Consider the following 18,723-nt stretch of genomic DNA (forward strand, 5'->3'; position numbering starts at 1 on the left):
TACACAGGAGGATCGTGTCCACCGTTCGCAGTCCACAGCACGACCGTCACCACGACCATCGGCTCGACCGCCAGGGCGTCCGCCTCGCGGTCGCCTTCGTCGGCCTGTCGATCATCTGGGGGTTGGCGTTCAACCTGACCGGCCTGCCGTTCTTCCCGGTCGTCGTCGCCGGCGGGGTGGTAACCGGTCTGACGGGTTTCTGGGTGCGACGGGCCAACGACGAACCCGAGCCGTCCTTCGCGGTGACGTGGCCGATCGCCGGCCTGGCCGTCGTCGTGGCGTTGGTGCACTTCGCCGTCGGCCACCTGCTGTTCGGCCTGGCTTCGCAGATCCTCCCGGCCTTCACCGAGACGGCGCTGGAGGTCTACCAACGGACCGGCACCCTGCCGGTCTGGGGTCAGCTGCTGCTCGGCGGCGTGCTGACCGCGGGGTTGGAGGAGGTCTTCTGGCGCGGCGCCTTCACCACCATGGTCGCCGACCGGGTGCGGCCCAACCTGCCCGACGGCCTGGGTCGCAAGCGGCGGGGGTTCGCGTTGGTGGTCGTCTCGACGGCCGGGTACGCGCTGTTCCACGTCGCCACCCTCAAGCTCGCGCTGATCGCCGCGGCGGCGCTCGGCGGGCTCGTGTGGGGCAGCCTGCTGCTGGTCACCCGGTCGGTCGGCGCGACGATCATCGCCCACGTCCTGTGGACCTGCCTGATGATCCTCTTCCCGCCGACCTGATCGCGCGGTCGGGCCGGTCCGCGGGGGTCAACCGAGGACGTCGAGGTACCAGGGCGGCGGCTCGGCGGGCAGCCCCTCCGGCGGGAACCACGCGTCGGCGTCGGGCACCAGGTTGCGCTGGAACGCCAACCCCACCCCTGCGGGGAACAGCACGTCGCGGTCGCGCCGTCGGGTGAAGCCCATGCGCTCGTACATCGCGTGCGCCGCCGGCATCCAGACCATCGAGTAGATCGACAGCCGCTTGCGGCCACGGGCGGTCGCGGTGTCGATGCACCGCTGGACCAGCGTCCGGCCCACCCCGAGGCCCTGGGCGGCCGGGTCGACGCCGAGCATGCGGAACCCGCAGTCGCCGTGGGTGTCGTCCTCGAGGTTGGGGTCGCCGGCATCGGTGAAGGTGACGCTGCCGAGGACGCGCTCACCGTCGACGGCTACCCACACCTCCGACCCCGCCTCCACCCGCGCGGCGGTGTCCTCGATGCGCAGCCGGTAGGGCCCTTCTATCCGGCCGGCGGCGTCGTAGGCGGCCAGGACGATCCGGCCGGTCTCGACGTACTCCTCGGGGCGGACGGGGCGGACGACCAACGTGCTCGGCTGCATCGCCGGCCACGCTACCCGAGGTGTGTCGCCCAACGACGACGGGTGGCCGTTTCGACGACACACCGGGGGCGGGGTCGGCCTCGCTACCCCGAGGTGTGTCGCCCAACGACGACGGGTGGCCGTTTCGACGACACACCTCGAGCCCGTTCGCCGGCGCGGCGGGGGGACGGTTATCGTCGGCGCCGTGCAGGACCTCATGGAGTTCGCCGTCGACATCGCCCGTGATGCCGGCCGGGTGATCCTCCGCCATTACCGCGACAGCGGGCTGGCGGTGGACCACAAGGCCGACGACTCACCCGTCACCGTGGCCGACCGGGCCGCCGAGACGGTGCTCCGCGAACGGATCACGTCGGCGTTCCCCGACGACGCCATCGTGGGGGAGGAGCACGACGACGTCCCCGGCACGAGCGGCCGGACGTGGTTCCTCGACCCCATCGACGGCACCAAGTCCTTCGTGCACGGGGTTCCCCTCTTCACCACCCTGATCGCCTGCGACGACGCCGACGGGCCGCTCGTCGGGCTGATCGCCGCCCCGGCGCTGGACGAGATCACCGTCGCCGGCCGGGGCGCGGGGTGCTTCCACCGCGACGCCCCCGCCCGGGTCAGCCGGACCACCGACCTCGCACGGGCCTACGTCATGACCAGCGGGTTCGAGTGGTGGCCGGACCACCTCCGCGAGCGGGCGGCGACCTCACCGTTCACGATGCGCACCTGGGGTGACGGGTACGGCTACTCCCTCGTGGCGACCGGCCGGGTCGAGGCGATGGTCGACCCCGAGGCGGCCGTGTGGGACCTCGCCCCCCTGCCGGTCATCATGGCCGAGGCCGGCGGCCGGTTCTCCAGCCTCGACGGCGGGACCAGCGCACGCGACAGCTCGGCGCTGGCGAGCAACGGGCACCTGCACGACGCCCTGCTGGACTACTTCGCGGACTGATCCCGCTCGCGCTGGGGGGACGTCAGGTCCTGCCGCTCGAGGTTGGCCGCGATGTGGGCCACGTAGTCGAGGATCAGGTGGTCCTGCAGGTTGTCGACCCGTCCGCGCTTGAGCCCCTCGACGAACCCACGCCAGCGGTCCTCGGCGATGGCCTTGCGCGACAGCTTCCGCAGGACCCCGTCGGCGTCGAGGTACCGCAGCTTGCCGGCGTGCTGGTAGCCCATCCACATCGGGGGCACCCGCGCCACGACGTCGTTGTTGTTGACCCACCGCAGGATGTCGAGGTCGGCGTGGGTGACGTAGCGCTTGGTGCCCACCCGGGGCGCGCCGAACGTGACGACCTGGACCGGGTGGATCGGGATGTCGTCCAGCTCGCAGCGGCCGGCGCAGATCATGGCCATCGCCCCACCGAGGGAGTGGCCGGTGAACCAGACGTCACGCCCGTCCTCGACGAGGTGGTCCTTGACCAGCGGCCACAGGTCGTCGACCTCGCGCTTGAAGCCCCGGTGCACCCGGCCGACGGTTTCGGCCAGGTCGGTCAGGGCGTTGGCGTCGGCCCGGATGTCGTTCCACTCCTGCGGTTCGGTCCCGCGGCAGGCGACCACCCGGTCGTGCTCGCTCAGGAACACCGTGGCCTGCGCACCGTCGCGGTCGATGAACTCGATGTCGGCGAACCCCATGACCTCTGCCGGTTCGTCGGCGTCGTGGCCGTCGAGGTAGGCGATCATCGACAGCTCGGCCATCGCCAGGGACCTCGTCAGGTCGTCCAGCTCGGACAGGCGGCGACCGTCGAGGCGGGTGTGGAGCTCGTCGGCGGTGGGGGCGGGGCGACTGGCCATGCCCTCGGAGGGTAGGAAACGTCCCCGAGGAGGCACAAACCCGCCATCTCCACGACCCGCACGGCGACATGTGCCATCATTCCATGGCATGAACGTTGCCGTGCGTCCCACGCCGTCGCGAACCCAGGACGATCCTGCCGCCGTCGACCACCAGGTCGTGGTCGTCGGGGCCGGCTTCGGCGGCATGGGCATCGCGATCCAGCTGCGCCGCGACGGCATCGAGGACTTCGTGATCGTCGACCGCGAGGACGGGGTGGGCGGCACCTGGCACGTCAACCGCTACCCGGGGCTGGCCGTCGACATCGCGTCGGTCACCTACTCCTACAGCTTCGCGCCCAACCCGTCGTGGTCGCGGGTGTTCGCGCCGGGGGAGGAGCTGCGGGCCTACGCCAACCGGATCGCCGACGACCACGACCTCCGCCGCCACCTCCGACTGTCGACCGATGTCACCGGGGTCCGCTGGGAGGAGGAGGGACAGCGATGGCACGTCGACATCGACGGCCGTCCCGGCCTGACGTGCCGCTACCTCGTGATGGCGACCGGGTTCCTGTCCCACCTCAAGGTCCCCGACCTCCCGGGCCTCGACGACTTCGCGGGCGACGTCATGCACACCGCACGTTGGGACGACGACGTCGAGATCGACGGCCGCCGCGTCGCGATCATCGGGACGGGGGCGACGTCGGTGCAGCTCGTCCCCGAGCTGACGGCCCGGGCGGCCCACCTCGACGTCTACCAGCGAACGCCCATCTGGTGCGTCCCGAAGGTCGACGGTCCCATCCCACGCCCGCTGCGGGCGGTGTTCCGCCACCTCCCGCTCGTGCAACGCCTGGCCCGCCACACCAACAGCGGCCTGCTGGAGCTGCTCAGCCTGTCGGTGCTGTTCCACCGCGACGCCCCGGCCCTCACCGCGATCGCCGAACGGCTCGGCCGTGCCCACATCCGCCGGCAGGTTCGCGACCCCGAGCTGCGCAGGAAGCTGACGCCGGACTACGAGTTCGGCTGCAAGCGTCCCACGTTCTCCAACGACTACTACCCCTGCTTCGGTGAGGATCACGTCGACCTGGTCACCGACGGCATCCAGCGGATCACCGCTGACGGCATCACCACGGTCGACGGCGTCCACCACCCGGCCGACGTGCTGGTCCTGGCCACGGGCTTCCGCCTGATGGAGGAGGGGAACTACCCGCCGTTCCCCGTCCACGGCCGCGACGGTCGCGAGCTCGGGACACAGTGGCGTACCACTCGCTTCACCTCCTACGAGGGCATCACCGTCCACGGGTACCCGAACCTCTTCTACCTCCCCGCGCCCTACACCTACTCGGGGCTGTCGTACTTCTTCACCGTCGAGGCGCAGATGGCCCACCTCTCGCGGGTCATGGGGCACCTGCGCCGCACGGGCACCCGGGTCTTCGAGGCCACCGCCGACGCCGAAGCGCGCTACGTCGACCGGATGCGTCGCAGCGCGGCACGCAGCCTGTTCTCCAGCGGCGACTGCGGACGGGCCAACAGCTACTACTTCAACGAGCAGGGCGAGGCGGCGATCGCCAGGCTGTCACCGACACCGATGGCGGGGCTGCGTGCGCGGACCTTCGACCTCGACGACTACCGCTGGACCGCAGCGACCCCGACGGGCTGACCGGGCAGAGGGCACGAACCGGGCGTCAGATCCCGGGGATGATCGACGCCGTCGCCAGGTTGTCCAGCCGGCGGAAGCCGATCAGCCGGCCGACGGCCAGCCCGGCGGTCTCCCGGACCATCTGCTGCAGCGCCGACGCGGTGCCGTACGGCGACCCCTCCGCTGGGGAGGGATGCGGGTCCAGGCCGACCGACCGGGCGATCTCGGCGCTGCGCTGCAGGTGCCATCCGTCGGAGACCAGGATCACGTCGGTGATCCCCTCGGCCCGCATGAACCGGGCCGAGGCGGCGAGCGATTCGTACGACGTGCGCCCGTCGACCTCCAGCCGCAGGGCCGTGTCCGGCACCCCCCGTGCCTGGAGGTAGGCGTCGGCGGCGTTGGCCTCCGACAACGTGTCGCCCGGCTGGCGGCCGCCGGTCACCACCACGACGGGGGCAAGTCCCGCCGCGTACAGGGCCGCCGCATGGTCGAGGCGGGCAGCGAAGACGGGGGACGGCTGGCCCTGGTACTGCGCAGCACCGAGGACGAGGATCGCGTCGGACGGCTCGGCCTGGTCCCGGACAGCCGTGATCGCGACCTGGGCGAACGTGAGCGTGGCGTAGAGCAGGACGGTCACGAGCACCCAGACCAGCACGCGCACGGGCATCGACAGGCGGGTCATCGGTTCGTCCACCGACGCTACCCTCCGGGCCCCGGGGCAACAGTCCCTTTCGGCCGAGCCACCCGGCTGCCCAGCCACCCCGACGCGCAGCCGCCGGACACGACAGCCACCGGACACGACAGCCCCCCGACACGACAGCCCCACGACACGACAGCCACCCGACACGAGAAGGTCTCCCGTGCCCGATCCGCGCATCGTCACCGTCCCGCTGACCCCGCCCCAGTCGGTGGAGTCCACGACCGCCCAGGTCTGGGAGGGGAGCGATCCGGCCGCAGCCGCGATTGTGCTGGCCCACGGTGCCGGCACCGACATGAGCCACCGGCTGATGCAGCGCCACGCAGCGGACCTCGTGGCACGCGGCCACGCCGTCGCGCTGTTCAACTTCGCCTACACCGAGAAGGGGGGTCGCCGACCCGACCCTGCCCCTCGGCTGGAGCAGGCGTGGCGCGACGTCATCGCCGCGCTGCGCCCGCTGCTCGGTGCCGACCGGCCCTTCGTGATCGGCGGCCGCTCGATGGGTGGCCGGATCGCGAGCATGGTGGCGGTCGACGCCGAGTCGCTCGGCGTCGACGGGGTGGCCTGCCTCGCCTATCCGCTGCACCCGCCGGGCAAGCCCGAGAAGCTGCGGGTCGCCCACTGGCCATCGTTGACCGCGCCGATCCTGCTGCTCAGCGGTGACCGCGACTCCATGGCCCCGCTGGACCGCCTCAGGCAGCAGCTGGACGCCGAGATGCCCGATGGTCTGGCGACGCTGCACGTGGTCGCCGGCGCCGACCACTCCTACCGGGTCCGCAAGTCCGACGGCAGGACCGAGGACGAGGTCTGCGTCGAGGTGGCCGACGTCATCAGCGAATGGACCGTGAAGCTCGGCGCGAGCTGACCGGCACGCCCGCGAGGGTCAGCCCAACGGCCAGTCGGGCATGCCGTCGCCCACGGCCAGGTCGTCGGGTGGTCCCTGGGCGCCCCAGAAGTGGTGGAGTGTGTCGGCCCTGACCGCGTCGAGGCACGCCGACAGCGACTGGCGGTGCCGACGGCCGCGAACCACGACCGGCCACCACTCGCCCTGCACTGCACGGCGGTAGAGGTGCCACCGGCCGTCAGCGGTCCGCCGGAGCTGCATCAGCGGGTGGGGGTCCAGCGACCCGGTCGGATCGTCGGTCGGTCGCATCCACCAGACGGTCAGGCGGTTGCGCCAGACGTCGACCTGCAACGCGTCGAGGGGGAAGTGTCGGCGACGCCATGTCTCGATCACGTCGCCGGCCCGTTCCATCAGCCCCTGGTCCACCGGGATGGCCGGCCCGAGCGCTTCGATGCCCTGTCGTCCGGCCTCGGCCCAGGCATCGGCCAGCAGCCGCAGACGTCGGGGGGCCACGTCGTGGTCCTGCGCCAGGCGTTCGAACCGGGACACGTCACGACGCCGCAGCCGGTCCGCACGACGCGCCAACCGAACCGTCGAGTTCGTCGTCAGGTCGTCCAGCGGATCCCTCGGCCTGGTCGTCGATCGGGGCGTGGCGATATCGAGGGTGACGTGGAGGTCATCCTCGGCCCTCGTTCGTTCGCGACCCGACATCGTCGGTTCAGCATGACGGACAGCCCTCGTCGCGTCCATGACCAACAGTGACATGGCTGACCCTGCATTTCATGTATCAGGGGAACCGTTCACGCTGCGTAGTCTCACGAGGGCGCCCTTCAGCCCTGCGTCAGCTCGGTCGATGGCGGCGTCCCAGCCGAACCACGCCACGTCCTGTGACTCCTCCGGCGGCGGCGCCGGATCGTCCGGGGGCGCGTGCACCAGGTAGCGCAGGTCGAGGTGTCGGTGGCCCCGCCCGCCGTCGTGGGCGTCGACGTGGACCAGCCGGGGGCCGCCGTCGGGGTGGCTGACGGCCAACCCCGTCTCCTCCGTTGCCTCCCGGACGGCGGCGGCCGCGGGGTCCTCCCCGGGATCGACGTGGCCACCGGGCTGCAGCCAGATCCCCAGCCGCTTGTGCTTCAGCAGCACCACCCCTCGTTCGGACAGCACGATGGCCGATCCGGTGACGTGCGTGGGGTCGGCGTCGATGTCGAGCGGCTGCGGCAACGTCCGCAGGCCGTGCAGGACCTCCTCGATGGACCGGGCCTCGCGATCGTCCACCGGGGACAGCTCACCGACCTCCTCCACCAGGCGAGCGCGGAGGACCTCCAGCCCCGCCGCCGTCCAGGAGGACATCTCAGGCGTCCTCGACCGGGGCCACTCCCGACCGGGTGGCCGCGTCGGCGACGGCGGCGGCCACGACCGGGACCACCCGCCGGTTCAGGGGGGACGGGATGATCATGTCCGGCCCGCGCTCGGCCGGGTCGACGATGCCGGCGATGGCGCGGGATGCCGCCAGCTTGACCTCGTCGGTCACCGCCGAGGCTCGCACGTCCAGCAGGCCGCGGAACAAGCCGGGGAAGCACAGGACGTTGTTGATCTGGTTCGGGAAGTCGCTGCGGCCGGTCGCGACGACGGCCGCGTGCTGGCGGGCGACCGCCGGGTCGATCTCGGGCGTGGGGTTGGCCATGGCGAAGACGATCGCGTCGTCGGCCATCGAGGCGACGTCGTCGACCGACAGCGTGTTGCCGGCCGACAGCCCGATGAACACGTCGGCCCCGTCGAGCGCCACGGACTTGTCACCACGAAGGTCACGCGGGTTGGTCTGCTTGCCGAAGCGGCGGAAGATCGGGTCGCGGGCGTCCTTGCGGCGAGCGGTCACGATGCCGTCGCGGTCCACGCCCACCACGTCGCTGACCCCGGCGGCCATCAGCAGGTTGGCCACCGCGATCCCGGCCGCGCCGATGCCCTGGACCACGACCTTCAGGTCCGGACCCAGCGTCTTGCCGACCACCTCGACGGCGTTGATCAGGGCGGCCAGGACCACGACCGCCGTACCGTGCTGGTCGTCGTGGAAGACCGGGATGTCCAGCCGCTGCCGCAGCTTGCCCTCCACCTCGAAGCAGCGCGGGGCAGAGATGTCCTCGAGGTTGATGCCGGCGAACCCAGTCGACATCGCCACGATCATGTCGACCAGGCGGTCGGGATCTCGTTCGTCCAGGCAGATCGGATAGGCGTCGACCCCCGCGAAGTCCCGCATCAGGATGGCCTTGCCCTCCATGACGGGCATGGCCGCGAGCGGGCCGATGTCGCCCAGCCCGAGCACTGCGGACCCGTCGCTGATCACCGCGACGGCGTTGCGCTTGATGGTCAGGTCGTAGGCCTTCGCCGGCTCCTCGAAGATGTCCATGCAGGGACGTGCGACGCCCGGGGTGTAGACGAGGGCGAGGTCGGTCAGGTCGTGGACGGTCGACGTGGAGGAGATCCGCAGCTTGCCGCCGTCGTGGCGGGCAAGGACCACGTCGACGTGGTCGACCACGGTGATGTCGGGCAGCCCACGGATGGCGTCGACGATGGCCTCGGCGTGCTCGATGGAACCGGCGCGGAAGGTCACCAGGTCCGTGTCGGCAGCGGTCGGGTCGCCGGCCAGGGCGTCGACGACCGCGCCACCGTGGTCGGTGACACATGCACGCACGGTCTCGAGCCCGTCGGTGGCGCCGGTGAGGCGCACCTCGTGGGTGTGGCTGACGGAGGGCGGGGGAAACGAGGCAGTCACGACCGCGGCAGCCTATCGGTGGTCGGTCAGGACGCCACGTTGATCCACACGAGGGAGGCGGCGTCGGGAGACAGCACGACCTCCTTGGAGTCCACGGTCAGGACGACGTCGCTGCCGCGTGCGCTGAGGGCTGCGTCGGTGCCCGGGGCGATCCCGGCGGCGTGCAGCTGGCGCATCACGTCGACATCGGCCTGCAGCTTCTCGCTGATCCGCTCGACGGTGCCGTGCATCGTGCCGGCCGCGGCCTCGCGGGCGGTGATCAGGTTGGCCCACGACTGGGTGTCGTCACCCGCGGGGATCGGGTTGCCGAACGGGGACGTCGTCGGGTCGCCGAGGACCTCGATCAGGCGCGCCTCGACCATGTCGGAGATCACGTGTTCCCAGCGGCACGCCTCGTTGTGGGCCTGCTCCCAGTCCAGCCCGATGACGTCGGTCAGCAGCCGCTCGGCCAAGCGGTGCTTGCGCATGACGCTGGCCGCCAGGTGCCGGCCCTGCTCGGTGAGCTTGACCCGACGCTTGTCGTCGAGCTCGAGCAGGCCGTCGTCGACCAGGCGGTTGACGGTCTCGCTGACCGCCGGGGCGGACACGCCGAGCCGTTCCACGAGCCGTGCGCGCAGCGCGGGGATGCCTTCTTCCTCCAGCTCCCACACGGTGCGGAGGTACATCTCGGTTGCGTCGATCAGCGGCGTCACGTCAAGTCCTCCTCCATCTGGCTGCCGATCCTACCCGGCCGGTGCGACACCCGGGCACGGACTCGCACCTCGTCCGCCCGCCACCCCCGGCCGTGACATAGGTTCACCGGCACCGATCCATGACCCACATCATCGCCGTGCACCTCGACCTCCGCGACGTCCAGAGCGCCCGTGTCTGGGGCTGGATCAGGGCGCTCGGCCTCCACGAGCAGGTCGAGGCCCGACCGTTCAGCCTGGACGTCGCCGACCCGTGGGACTGCGAGGCCCCGTCGTTCGGGCTGGAGCTGCTGATGCTGATGGAGCAGGCACGGGACCACGGGCCTGCCGCCGTGGCCCGGCTCGTCGACACGGCCTTCGCGCGGATCGGCGTCGACGCGGAGGCCGCCCATGCCGAGCTGGCGATGTGGTTGCAAGTCGGTGCCGCCGCCGGCTTGCCGCTGGCGGAGTACGACGAGGAGATGGAACGGCTGAAGGCCGAGGTCGGCTACTGGATGGAGGAGGCTCGTCAGGACCACGGGGTCATCCGGCCCCCGACCCTGCTGTTCGACGACGGCACCACCGCCTACGTGCAGCTCGACGCCCCCGTGGAGGACCCCGAGGACGCCCGGCGCGTCCTCGCCGTGGTCCTCGATCGGCTGGCGGCCATCGACGGCGCGGACAGGGGCGCGTAGCGCCGCGCGATAGCCTGCACGAACATGGCAACCGAACAGCGCAACGCCCTCGCCGAGTACCGGACCAAGCTGGCCCAGGTCAAGGAGTATCTTTGACCTGGACACCAAGCGTGCCCGCCTGAGCGAGCTGCAGCTCGAGGCGGCAGCACCCGGGTTGTGGGACAACCCGGCGGCGGCGCAGAAGGTCACCAAGGAGCTCTCGGCGGTCGAGGACGACGTCAAGGTCCACGACTCCTTCGCCCAGCGGCTGGATGACCTCGAGGTGCTCGAGGAGCTCGCCGGCGAGGAGGACGACGCCGAGGCGCTGGCCGAGGTCGACGAGGGGCTCGAGGGGCTGGCCAAGGACTTCGTCGAGCTCGAGACCCGCGTCCTTCTGGGCGGTGAGTACGACGGCCACGACGCCGTCGTGACCGTGCACGCCGGCGCCGGCGGCACCGACTCCCAGGACTGGGCGGAGATGCTGTACCGGATGGTGCGACGCTGGGCGGAGTCCCACCGCTTCAAGGTGGAGGTCTACGACGAGCAGTTCGGCGACGAGGCCGGCATCCGCTCGGCGACCTTCGCCGTGTCCGGTCCCCGGGCGTACGGCTGGTTGCGGTCCGAGCACGGCGTGCACCGCCTGGTCCGCATCTCCCCGTTCGACTCCCAGGCCCGACGCCACACCGCGTTCGCCTCCATCGACGTCATCCCACAGATGGAGGAGGGCGACGAGGAGATCGAGATCGCCGACGACGACCTGCGCGTGGACGTCTACCGCTCCTCGGGCCCCGGTGGGCAGGGCGTCAACACCACCGACTCGGCGGTCCGGCTGACCCACATCCCCACGGGCCTGGTCACCAGCTGCCAGAACGAACGCTCCCAGCTGCAGAACAAGGCCACGGCCATGCGGTTGCTGAAGGCCAGGCTGGCGGTGCTGGAGCGCGAGAAGCGCGAGGCCGAGCTGGCTGCCGTGCGTGGCGACCAGCGGTCGGTGGAGTGGGGCAGCCAGCTGCGGTCCTATGTGCTGCACCCCTACCAGATGGTCAAGGACCACCGGACCGGGCAGGAGACCGGCAACACCCAGGCCGTGCTCGACGGGGCGCTCGACGACTTCATGACGGCCTTCCTCCAGTGGCAGGCACGCGGCGGCGAGCCGGCTGGGGGAGATGATGTCGACTGACCGGTCCCCGCACCGGTCGATGCAGGTCGTCGGCGCCCCGCGCCGCAGCCTGTTCGACGCGGTCCGGCCCGCCGACGTGCAGGCGGCCGGGGACCGGATCCGGGGACCCGGCGGTGTGGCGCTTGCGGCGCTGCGCCATGCCGGGGTCACCGGCGGCGAGCTGACCCCGGCCGACGCCGTCGTCCTCGGTGGTCGCGCCTTCGGGACGTTGCGTGACGGGTGGATGGGGGCCGGGGAGGACGACGCCCTGGCGCTGGGGTACGGGGTGGCCGCCATCCGCAGTCGGCGGACGGCAGGCGGGCGGACGTGGGTGCTGCTGCGCACCGCCGCGTTCACGCAGGGGGCGACGATGGAAGCTGCCGCGATGCTGCCGGGGCTCGACCCGGTCCGCCTGTGCCCCGTGGTGGTCGGGCCGCGGGACGACGCCGACCGCATCGTCGGGCTGCTGCGGGCGATGGGCCTGTCGGTGCATCCCGCCGACAACGACGACGCCTGGTCGGTCCTGTCGGCCCTCGACCACGCCGTTCGTGACGCAGATGACGGGGCGACCGCCGTCGTGGCCACGAGGGCGTCGCGGTGAGTACCGAGGTCGCCCCGTCGCTGGCCCAGTCCTTCGGGGAGGTGCTGGTCCGGCTGGCGGGTGAGCGGCCGGGGTTGCTGGTCGTCTCGGGACCGGACACGTCCCTGGTCAGCTGGTTCACCCAGATCTGGCCCGAACGCCTGGTGACCGTCGCACCGGCGGCGTCGCGGCTGTCGGTCGGCCAAGGCATCCGGCGCGGCGGCGGTGAGGCCATCGTCGTGCTCGACGAGACCGTCGGTGTGCTGCCGTCGGGGTTGACGGCGCCGATGGTCCTGCTGAGCGCCGACCGAATGCACCTCGGGGCGGCCCACCGGGCCGGGATCACCGTCTGCCAGCCGGGCTGGGAGCTGGACCTCCCCGCCCTGCTGATCGGGTCCCTGGGTGCCGACGAACCGGTGATGCTGCACCTGCCCGAGCCGATGGAGGGCTTGCCGGAGCAGCCGGACCCCGAGCGCACCTCGTTCGGGGATCCCCGGGTGCTGCACCGGGGCCGCCGGGGCCTGGTCGTCGGGGCCGGTCCGACGGCACCCGTTGCCGCCTGGGTGGCCCGACGGCTGGCTGGGCAGCAGGTCGACGTGCTGGCCCTGGACAGCCACACCATGGGGGCCGACAGCGGCGTGGACACCGACGTGCTCGTCGACCACCTGCTGGTCGGCCCGGTCACCGCCCCGCGGGCCGGTGCGCTGGAGGCCGTCCGTGTTGATCCCAGCGACCTCAACGGCCTCGTCAGGGCGGTCCGACGGACCCTCCCGGGCATGTCGGGAAGCTGACGGGGTCACCGTCGAACCAGCGACGTGGCCTAGGCTCCTCGGCACCATGACGGTCGATCCGGATTCGCGTGATCCCTATCAACGGATGGGGGTGCATCGCAACCCGTTCGTCGCCGAGGACACGCCGGGTGTCGAGGAGTCCGTCCGCGTCGACGTCGGGGTGCCTGCCCCGCCCGCCCGCGGCGTGGTCGAGGTCATCGGATGCAAGGGGGCCGGCAAGACCACGCACCTGATGGCGTGGCTGCGGGACCGGCCGGGGCCCTACCGCCACGTCGACCCCGGGCTCGCCAGGTTCGGGCCGTTCCCCATGCCGACGGTCGGGGGGACCGTGGCCTGGGACGAGGTCGACCGCGTGCCCCCGACACTGCTGCGCATCGCGGTGGCACGGGCCCGGCGTCGTGGGGCCCTGGTCCTGCTGGGCACCCACCGACGCACGGGGCTCGCCGACCACAGCCACGTCCTGCCGGTCCCGACCGCGACGACGGTCCTGGCCTTCGCCGAGCGCCGGATCGCGGCGGCCAGGATCCGACCGGACACCAACAACGTGGAGCCATCGCTCGAGCTGCCCACGGCCGTCGCCGCCGACATCGCACGACGGGCCGCCGGCTGCTGGTGGACCGTGGGGACCGAGCTGCACCGCTGGGCCGCTGCGCGTGCGGCAGCCACGGGCGTGGCCGTCGAGCACCGCTGGGCGTCGTCGCCGGCCGGGAGCGGATCGTGACCCAGGACCTGCCGCACACCATCGCCTCCCGAGGGGACACGGGTCGGCTGACCGCCGTCCCCCTTGTCATCGCGATCGTCCTCGGGATGCTGGCCGCCGTCCTCCTCGCCGTCCCCACGACCGGGACCCGGGTGGCCGGGCTCGTGATAGCCGTCATCACCGGGTTCCTGGTGTGGGTCTGGCGGCGCAACAAGCGGATCACCGACCGCCTGGAGCCCGGGGTCATCGACGTGCCCTCGACGGTCTTCTTCCTCGGCAGCAGGGTCCCCGCCCGGTTCCGACGGCTGGTCAAGCAGGGCACCACCGACACCGTCGACCTCACCGCTCGGCTCGTGCTCAAGGAATGGGTCAGGTACCGACAGGGCACCGACACCCGAACCGCCAGCGAGGAGATCCAGTCCATCCCCGTGGAGGTCGTCAGGGCATGGGACGGCCGCCACGTCATCGGGGAGATGTTGCTGGAGATCCCCGCCTTCCCGCCCAGCTTCGCGGCCACCGACAACACGGTGTCCTGGGAGCTGCACGTCGACATGACCTTCGCCGACGGGTTCACCGAGGACTCCGTCATCCCGCTCTGGGTCGTCCCCGCGGCGCAGCGCAGCGACCTCCAGCGGCTGGGGCTGATGTGATCACCCTGGAGATCGACCGCCGCGTCGCCGTCGTCGGCGACACCCTCCGCGCCCGTGCCAGCTGGCAGCACGACAAGGCGCCCAAGGAGGTCCGGGTCGAGCTGCGCTGGTACACCGAGGGTCGAGGCACCCGCAACCGCGGGGTCGCCGGTCGTGTGGTGCACCGGGCCGACGCGGGTCCCATCCCACCGGTCATCGACGCCGTCCTGACCGTGCCGCGCGAGGGGCCGGTCACCTACGACGGCTCGATGATCCGCATCCGGTGGGAGGTGCACGCCACCGTCGACGTGGCGTGGGCGCGCGACCCCGACGCCTCCGTGCCCCTCGTCGTGCGACCGGGAGTGGCCGAGGATGGGCGCTGAGGACTACCCCGACCGCTCGCCCCACGCCATCGGCCGGGCCGCCGCCACCCAGCTGTGGCGTGACGTCACCATGCTGCACTGGCGGATCGACGCCGGCCGGCTGCAGGCGCTGCTCCCCGACGGGCTCGAACCCGACCTGTTCGACGGGTCGGCCTGGGCGTCGCTGGTGCCATTCGAGATGGTCGACCTGACCCTTCCGCCGCTGCCGGCCATCCCCCGGCTGACCACGTTCCCCGAGACCAACGTCCGCACCTACGTCCGCGGTGCGCTCGGCCCTGCGGTGTGGTTCCACTCCCTCGACGTCACCCGTGCGTGGATGCCACCCACCGCCCGGACCCTCTTCGGGGTGCCCTACACGTGGTCGCGCATGCGCATCCTCCGGCGGGGCCCCGCGGGGGAGGGGCAGGAGCTGCGGTACTGGTGCCGTCGTCGCTGGCCGCGTCCCGTCGGCGCCACCAGCCTCGTCGGGGTTCGCGTCGGCACGACGGTTGCCGCCGACGACCTCGACCGCTTCCTCGTCAACCGCTGGGCGGCCTACAGCATGGTCAGGGGTGTCCTGCACCACGCGCCGGTGATCCACGACCCCTGGCCGCTGCACCGGGCCGAGACCACGGTCGTGCGCGACGAGCTCGGCGCCGCCGTCGGGTTGCCGCTGGCCGACGTCGAACGGGTTCGGTTCTCGCCGTCGGCGACCGCCGTGGTCTTCGACTGGGCCAGACCCGTCCCGAAATGACGTGTTACAGGAAACGCCATTTGGTCTATGATCGTGTAACACGACGTTGCGCACCACGACGTCGTCTCTCGCCGAACACCCGTGGAGGGCCGAGCACATGACCACGCTGGACACCGATCTCGAGCAGCGCACCGCCGCGTTCGTCGAGCACGTGCAGGGGGGCGGCACCGTCGAGGCCGACGACTGGATGCCCGACGAGTACCGCCAGATGGCGATCAAGTTCATCGAGATGCACGCCAACTCCGAGCTGATGGGGGCGTTGCCGGAGCGCGAGTGGATCTCCCGCGCACCCACCCTCCGCCGCAAGATGTCGCTGACGGCGAAGGTCCAGGACGAGGTCGGTCACGGCCACCTCATCTACCGGGTCGCCGAGGACCTCGGCAAGCCTCGCCCGGAGATGTTGTCGGACCTGCTGAACAAGCGGACCAAGTTCCACAACGTCTTCCACTACCCGACGATGTCGTGGGGTGACGTCGCCGTCATCGGCTGCCTCGTCGACGGCGCCGCGATCATCACGCAGACCGCGCTGCTGACCACGTCGCTGGCCCCCTACCGGCGGGTCATGAAGCGGGTGTGCGCCGAGGAGTCCTTCCACCAGCGCCACGGCGAGGACCTGCTGCTGGAGCTCGGCGCAGGCACGCCGGCGCAGCGCGAGATGCTGCAGGACGCCGTCAACCGCTGGTGGGTGCCGGTGATGCACTTCTTCGGTCCCAAGACCCCGGCGGAGTCCGACCGCCTGCTGTACTGGCGGATCAAGACCGAGACCAACGAGGAGCTGCGCCAGCGGTTCTTCGACCGCTACGTCCCCAAGCTGTGGGACCTCGGCATCTCCGTGCCCGACCCGGCGCTGTCCTATGACCCCGATGCCGACCACTGGACCTGGACCGAGCCGTCGTGGGACGAGCTGCGGACCATCGCCAAGGGCAACGGGCCCATGACCGACACGCGGCTGTCGTGGCGGATCTGGATGACCGACGCCAACGCCTGGGCACGCGAGCTGATGGGCGAACCCCGCCTGGACACCGCCGACTCGCCCGCGCTGCAGGGGGCGGGTGCCTGATGGGCCGCTACCCCGTGCTGCAGAAGCGCCGCGAGGACGACCAGTGGGAGACCGTCGGCTACGTCCGGGCGCCCGACCGCGAGATGGCGCTCGGCTTCGCCCTCCACTCGTTCTTCCGCCACGGCGAGGGTGTGGACTGCGCCATCCGTGACGGCGAGGACGTGGTGCCGGTGGCCGACAACCGGGACGTGATCGGCGCGACCGACAAGTCCTACCGGGTGTCCGCCGGGTATCCGCTGGGCCCCAAGCGTCGTCGCGCCGAGCAGCGCATCGCCGACCTCGGCGTACGCATCGAGGGAACGCGTCCGGGGGTGCACCAGTGACCCGCATGACCAACCTGCCCCGCGCGACCCGCGGGTCGTGGACCGCGCCCGATGACCCCAAGCTGGCCCTCGTCCTGTCGCTGGCCGACGACGAGCTGATGATCGGGCACCGCCACTCCCACTGGACCGGCGTTGCGCCGACGCTGGAGGAGGACCTGGCGTTCTCCTCGCTGGCCCAGGACGAGATCGGCCACGCCGCGATCTGGTACGGCGTCGCCGAGGAGCTGACCGGGGAGGACGAGGACACCCTCGCCTTCGGCCGGCGGCCCGAGGAGTACCGCCACGCCGTCCTGCTGGAACGCGAACCCGGGGACTGGGCGTACACGATCGTCCGGCAGCACGCCTACGACCTGTACGACCACGTGCGGATGTCGGTGCTGACGGAGTCCACCGACGCCTCGATCAACGGGGTGCTCGGCCCGATCATGCGCGAGGAGCGGCTGCACCGTGCCCACGCCCGCGCGTGGCTGGACCGCGTCGCCGATGGTCCGGCCGACGGCATGGAGCGGATCCGGGCAGGTGCCCGACGGGTGCTGGCCGAGGTCGGCGGGCTGTTCGAGACCCTCCCGTGGGAGGAGGAGCTGGTCAAGGTCGGCATCCTCCCCGTGTCCTCGCCGGGCATGTTCGAGCCGTGGCGACAGGCCATGGCGGAGGACTACGACCGCTTCGGCCTGGCCGACACCCTGGACGCCATCGATCCGGCGGGCGGCCTCGGTGGACGTCAGGGCACCCACACCGACGACTTCCCCCCGATGTGGGAGGAGATGACGGCGCTGTACCGCGAGCACCCGGGGGCGACATGGTGACCGAGTTGGTGGACGACATGGCGACCGACCTGGTGGACGACATGGCGACCGACACCGCGGTCGACCTCCTGGCAGCCGTGCGTCGGGCCGTCGGGGCCGTCGAGGATCCGGAGATGCCGCCGGTCACGATCGGCCAGCTCGGCATGGTGCACGACGTCGTCGTCGAGGGCGCGCGTGCTGGCGTGGAGGTCATCCCGACCTTCTCGGGTTGCCCGGCGATCGCCTACATCGGCGCCGACATCGAGTCGGCCGCCCTCGGCGTCGACGGGATCGAGGCCGTGGACGTCGTCTGGCGTCGCGACATCGGCTGGGGGCCCGAGCGGATCACCGAGTCCGGCCGCGCCACCCTGACCGAGGCGGGGATCGCCCCGCCCGGGTCCGGCCAGGCGCTGGTCCAGCTCGGTCGGCGCCCGTCCGCCGATCCGGTGGTCGACGGGGTCACCTGCCCGCACTGCGGGTCGCGCAACACCCGCGACGACTCGCCGTTCGGGTCCGCGCCGTGCCGCTCGACCCACTCGTGCCGGTCCTGCAGGACCCCCTTCGACGCGATCAAGGACTTCTGACCGCGCCCGTCGGCGTGGCGATCAGCGGCCCGCGGGCGTCGTCGCGACCGAGAGCAGCTGCTCGACCGTCGGGTAGTCGCCCAGCCGTTCGCCGCGGTGCACCCAACGGACCGCGAAGTCGGGTTCGAAGACGGCCACTCCCGGGGCCTTCGTGGCGTCCCCGGTGACCTTCTGTGGACGCAGCCCCTTGCCCAGCAGCGCCCCGGCGTAGCTGGCCAGTCCCTTGCCGGACAGCAGCTGCGTGGCCGACAGGTCGCCCAGCTGGACCAGGTCGCGGACCTGCTGCTCAGGGTCCAGCAGCAACGGCATGCCGACACCCTTCTCCCGCTCCAGCCATTCGGCCTGGAAGTCCGCGGAGCCACCGACGGCCACGACGCTGGCGCCGGGTGGGAGCTGGTCGCGTGCTGCGTCGAGCTCCTGGACGAACGCCTGGCAGGGCAGGCAGCCGAAGTAGCGCACGAGCACGACCACGAGCGGATCGGCGGCCAGGTCGGCGAAGGGCACGGCGGTGCCGTCGTGGGTGTGCAGGACGATGTCGTCGATGTCGGTCATGCCGCCCACAACCCGGTCCTGCTGCGTTGTGTTCCCGAACCCAGGGAATCGCGCGTTCCACGAGAAGTCGTGCAGGAGTCCGGGCGA

At 71.6% G+C, this 18,723-nt stretch carries 24 protein-coding genes; 16 read left to right on the forward strand and 8 right to left on the reverse strand.

Annotated elements, in window-relative coordinates:
- Positions 1-14 precede the first annotated feature (14 nt).
- Entirely contained in the window at positions 15-722 is a 708-nt protein-coding gene (locus CUC05_RS01800; protein ID WP_157965098.1) for a CPBP family intramembrane glutamic endopeptidase, read from the forward strand.
- A gap of 27 nt (positions 723-749) precedes the next feature.
- On the opposite strand, the gene CUC05_RS01805 is transcribed toward CUC05_RS01800, so the two are convergent.
- Positions 750-1,319 carry a GNAT family N-acetyltransferase gene (locus CUC05_RS01805; RefSeq protein ID WP_157965099.1) on the reverse strand — a complete coding sequence of 190 codons (570 nt, stop codon included), beginning with the start codon at positions 1,317-1,319 and terminating at the stop codon, positions 750-752.
- A gap of 184 nt (positions 1,320-1,503) precedes the next feature.
- Here CUC05_RS01805 and CUC05_RS01810 point away from each other — a divergent pair, with 184 nt between their 5' ends.
- Positions 1,504-2,253 carry an inositol monophosphatase family protein gene (locus tag CUC05_RS01810; RefSeq protein ID WP_205712086.1) on the forward strand — a complete coding sequence of 250 codons (750 nt, stop codon included), beginning with the start codon at positions 1,504-1,506 and terminating at the stop codon, positions 2,251-2,253.
- Here the strand turns inward: CUC05_RS01810 and CUC05_RS01815 are convergent.
- Positions 2,238-3,092 (reverse strand): lipase family protein, encoded by an 855-nt coding sequence (locus CUC05_RS01815; RefSeq protein WP_157965100.1) that lies wholly within the window; start codon positions 3,090-3,092, stop codon positions 2,238-2,240. The two genes, CUC05_RS01810 and CUC05_RS01815, sit on opposite strands and share 16 nt — an antisense overlap.
- An 88-nt stretch (positions 3,093-3,180) precedes the next feature.
- On the opposite strand from CUC05_RS01815, the gene CUC05_RS01820 reads away from it, so the two are divergent.
- Positions 3,181-4,728: a flavin-containing monooxygenase gene (locus CUC05_RS01820; RefSeq protein WP_108664384.1), complete on the forward strand. Its 1,548-nt coding sequence runs from the start codon at positions 3,181-3,183 to the stop codon at positions 4,726-4,728.
- 25 nt (positions 4,729-4,753) lie between these two features.
- On the opposite strand, the gene CUC05_RS01825 is transcribed toward CUC05_RS01820, so the two are convergent.
- Positions 4,754-5,389 (reverse strand): YdcF family protein, encoded by a 636-nt coding sequence (locus tag CUC05_RS01825; protein WP_157965101.1) that lies wholly within the window; start codon positions 5,387-5,389, stop codon positions 4,754-4,756.
- Between the two features lie 178 nt (positions 5,390-5,567).
- On the opposite strand from CUC05_RS01825, the gene CUC05_RS01830 reads away from it, so the two are divergent.
- A complete protein-coding gene (locus CUC05_RS01830) occupies positions 5,568-6,269 on the forward strand; it encodes an alpha/beta fold hydrolase (protein WP_157965102.1) in 702 nt (233 codons plus the stop codon).
- Between the two features lie 18 nt (positions 6,270-6,287).
- On the opposite strand, the gene CUC05_RS01835 is transcribed toward CUC05_RS01830, so the two are convergent.
- The 4 genes from CUC05_RS01835 to CUC05_RS01850 form a co-directional block, all read right to left on the reverse strand.
- Positions 6,288-6,761, reverse strand: coding sequence for a DUF3024 domain-containing protein (locus tag CUC05_RS01835; RefSeq protein WP_157965103.1), 474 nt, complete (start codon positions 6,759-6,761; stop codon positions 6,288-6,290).
- A gap of 267 nt (positions 6,762-7,028) precedes the next feature.
- Positions 7,029-7,595 (reverse strand): NUDIX hydrolase, encoded by a 567-nt coding sequence (locus CUC05_RS01840; RefSeq protein ID WP_108664388.1) that lies wholly within the window; start codon positions 7,593-7,595, stop codon positions 7,029-7,031.
- Position 7,596: 1 nt separating this feature from the next.
- Positions 7,597-9,015, reverse strand: a complete 1,419-nt coding sequence (locus CUC05_RS01845) for an NAD(P)-dependent malic enzyme (RefSeq protein ID WP_114476290.1) — start codon at positions 9,013-9,015, stop codon at positions 7,597-7,599.
- 26 nt (positions 9,016-9,041) lie between these two features.
- Entirely contained in the window at positions 9,042-9,707 is a 666-nt protein-coding gene (locus CUC05_RS01850; RefSeq protein ID WP_108664390.1) for a metal-dependent transcriptional regulator, read from the reverse strand.
- Between the two features lie 119 nt (positions 9,708-9,826).
- Between CUC05_RS01850 and CUC05_RS01855 the strand changes: the two genes are divergently transcribed.
- The 12 genes from CUC05_RS01855 (at position 9,827) to paaD (ending at position 18,084) form a co-directional block, all read left to right on the forward strand.
- The gene (locus CUC05_RS01855) at positions 9,827-10,378 is read left to right on the forward strand and encodes a hypothetical protein (protein ID WP_108664391.1); all 552 of its coding nucleotides are present in this window, start codon (positions 9,827-9,829) and stop codon (positions 10,376-10,378) included.
- A gap of 24 nt (positions 10,379-10,402) precedes the next feature.
- Positions 10,403-11,537, forward strand: a protein-coding gene (prfB, locus tag CUC05_RS01860; RefSeq protein WP_420810890.1) for a peptide chain release factor 2 whose coding sequence is annotated in 2 segments (ribosomal slippage) — positions 10,403-10,462 and positions 10,464-11,537 — 1,134 coding nt in all. Because the reading frame shifts where the segments join, the coding sequence is not laid out codon by codon here.
- Positions 11,527-12,117, forward strand: a complete 591-nt coding sequence (locus CUC05_RS01865) for a hypothetical protein (RefSeq protein ID WP_157965104.1) — start codon at positions 11,527-11,529, stop codon at positions 12,115-12,117. Before prfB ends, CUC05_RS01865 begins: the two co-directional genes overlap by 11 nt.
- Complete coding sequence (locus tag CUC05_RS01870; protein WP_108664394.1) at positions 12,114-12,887, forward strand: hypothetical protein; 774 nt, start codon at positions 12,114-12,116, stop codon at positions 12,885-12,887. The genes CUC05_RS01865 and CUC05_RS01870 overlap by 4 nt, the downstream gene beginning before the upstream one ends.
- A 91-nt stretch (positions 12,888-12,978) precedes the next feature.
- Entirely contained in the window at positions 12,979-13,608 is a 630-nt protein-coding gene (locus CUC05_RS25245; RefSeq protein WP_205712087.1) for a hypothetical protein, read from the forward strand.
- Positions 13,605-14,237: a hypothetical protein gene (locus tag CUC05_RS01880; protein WP_108664395.1), complete on the forward strand. Its 633-nt coding sequence runs from the start codon at positions 13,605-13,607 to the stop codon at positions 14,235-14,237. Before CUC05_RS25245 ends, CUC05_RS01880 begins: the two co-directional genes overlap by 4 nt.
- Positions 14,234-14,599 (forward strand): hypothetical protein, encoded by a 366-nt coding sequence (locus CUC05_RS01885; RefSeq protein ID WP_108664396.1) that lies wholly within the window; start codon positions 14,234-14,236, stop codon positions 14,597-14,599. Before CUC05_RS01880 ends, CUC05_RS01885 begins: the two co-directional genes overlap by 4 nt.
- Complete coding sequence (locus CUC05_RS01890) at positions 14,589-15,332, forward strand: YqjF family protein (RefSeq protein ID WP_108664397.1); 744 nt, start codon at positions 14,589-14,591, stop codon at positions 15,330-15,332. The genes CUC05_RS01885 and CUC05_RS01890 overlap by 11 nt, the downstream gene beginning before the upstream one ends.
- A gap of 97 nt (positions 15,333-15,429) precedes the next feature.
- Positions 15,430-16,392, forward strand: coding sequence for a 1,2-phenylacetyl-CoA epoxidase subunit PaaA (paaA, locus tag CUC05_RS01895; RefSeq protein ID WP_108664398.1), 963 nt, complete (start codon positions 15,430-15,432; stop codon positions 16,390-16,392).
- Positions 16,392-16,715, forward strand: a complete 324-nt coding sequence (locus CUC05_RS01900; RefSeq protein WP_108664399.1) for a hypothetical protein — start codon at positions 16,392-16,394, stop codon at positions 16,713-16,715. The genes paaA and CUC05_RS01900 overlap by 1 nt, the downstream gene beginning before the upstream one ends.
- A gap of 5 nt (positions 16,716-16,720) precedes the next feature.
- Entirely contained in the window at positions 16,721-17,521 is an 801-nt protein-coding gene (gene paaC, locus CUC05_RS01905) for a 1,2-phenylacetyl-CoA epoxidase subunit PaaC (RefSeq protein ID WP_157965105.1), read from the forward strand.
- 17 nt (positions 17,522-17,538) lie between these two features.
- Positions 17,539-18,084, forward strand: a complete 546-nt coding sequence (paaD, locus tag CUC05_RS01910; RefSeq protein ID WP_157965106.1) for a 1,2-phenylacetyl-CoA epoxidase subunit PaaD — start codon at positions 17,539-17,541, stop codon at positions 18,082-18,084.
- A gap of 21 nt (positions 18,085-18,105) precedes the next feature.
- On the opposite strand, the gene CUC05_RS01915 is transcribed toward paaD, so the two are convergent.
- Positions 18,106-18,636: a redoxin domain-containing protein gene (locus CUC05_RS01915; RefSeq protein WP_157965107.1), complete on the reverse strand. Its 531-nt coding sequence runs from the start codon at positions 18,634-18,636 to the stop codon at positions 18,106-18,108.
- Positions 18,637-18,723 lie beyond the last annotated feature (87 nt).

This window comes from Euzebya rosea, assembly GCF_003073135.1.
Taxonomy (GTDB): domain Bacteria; phylum Actinomycetota; class Nitriliruptoria; order Euzebyales; family Euzebyaceae; genus Euzebya; species Euzebya rosea.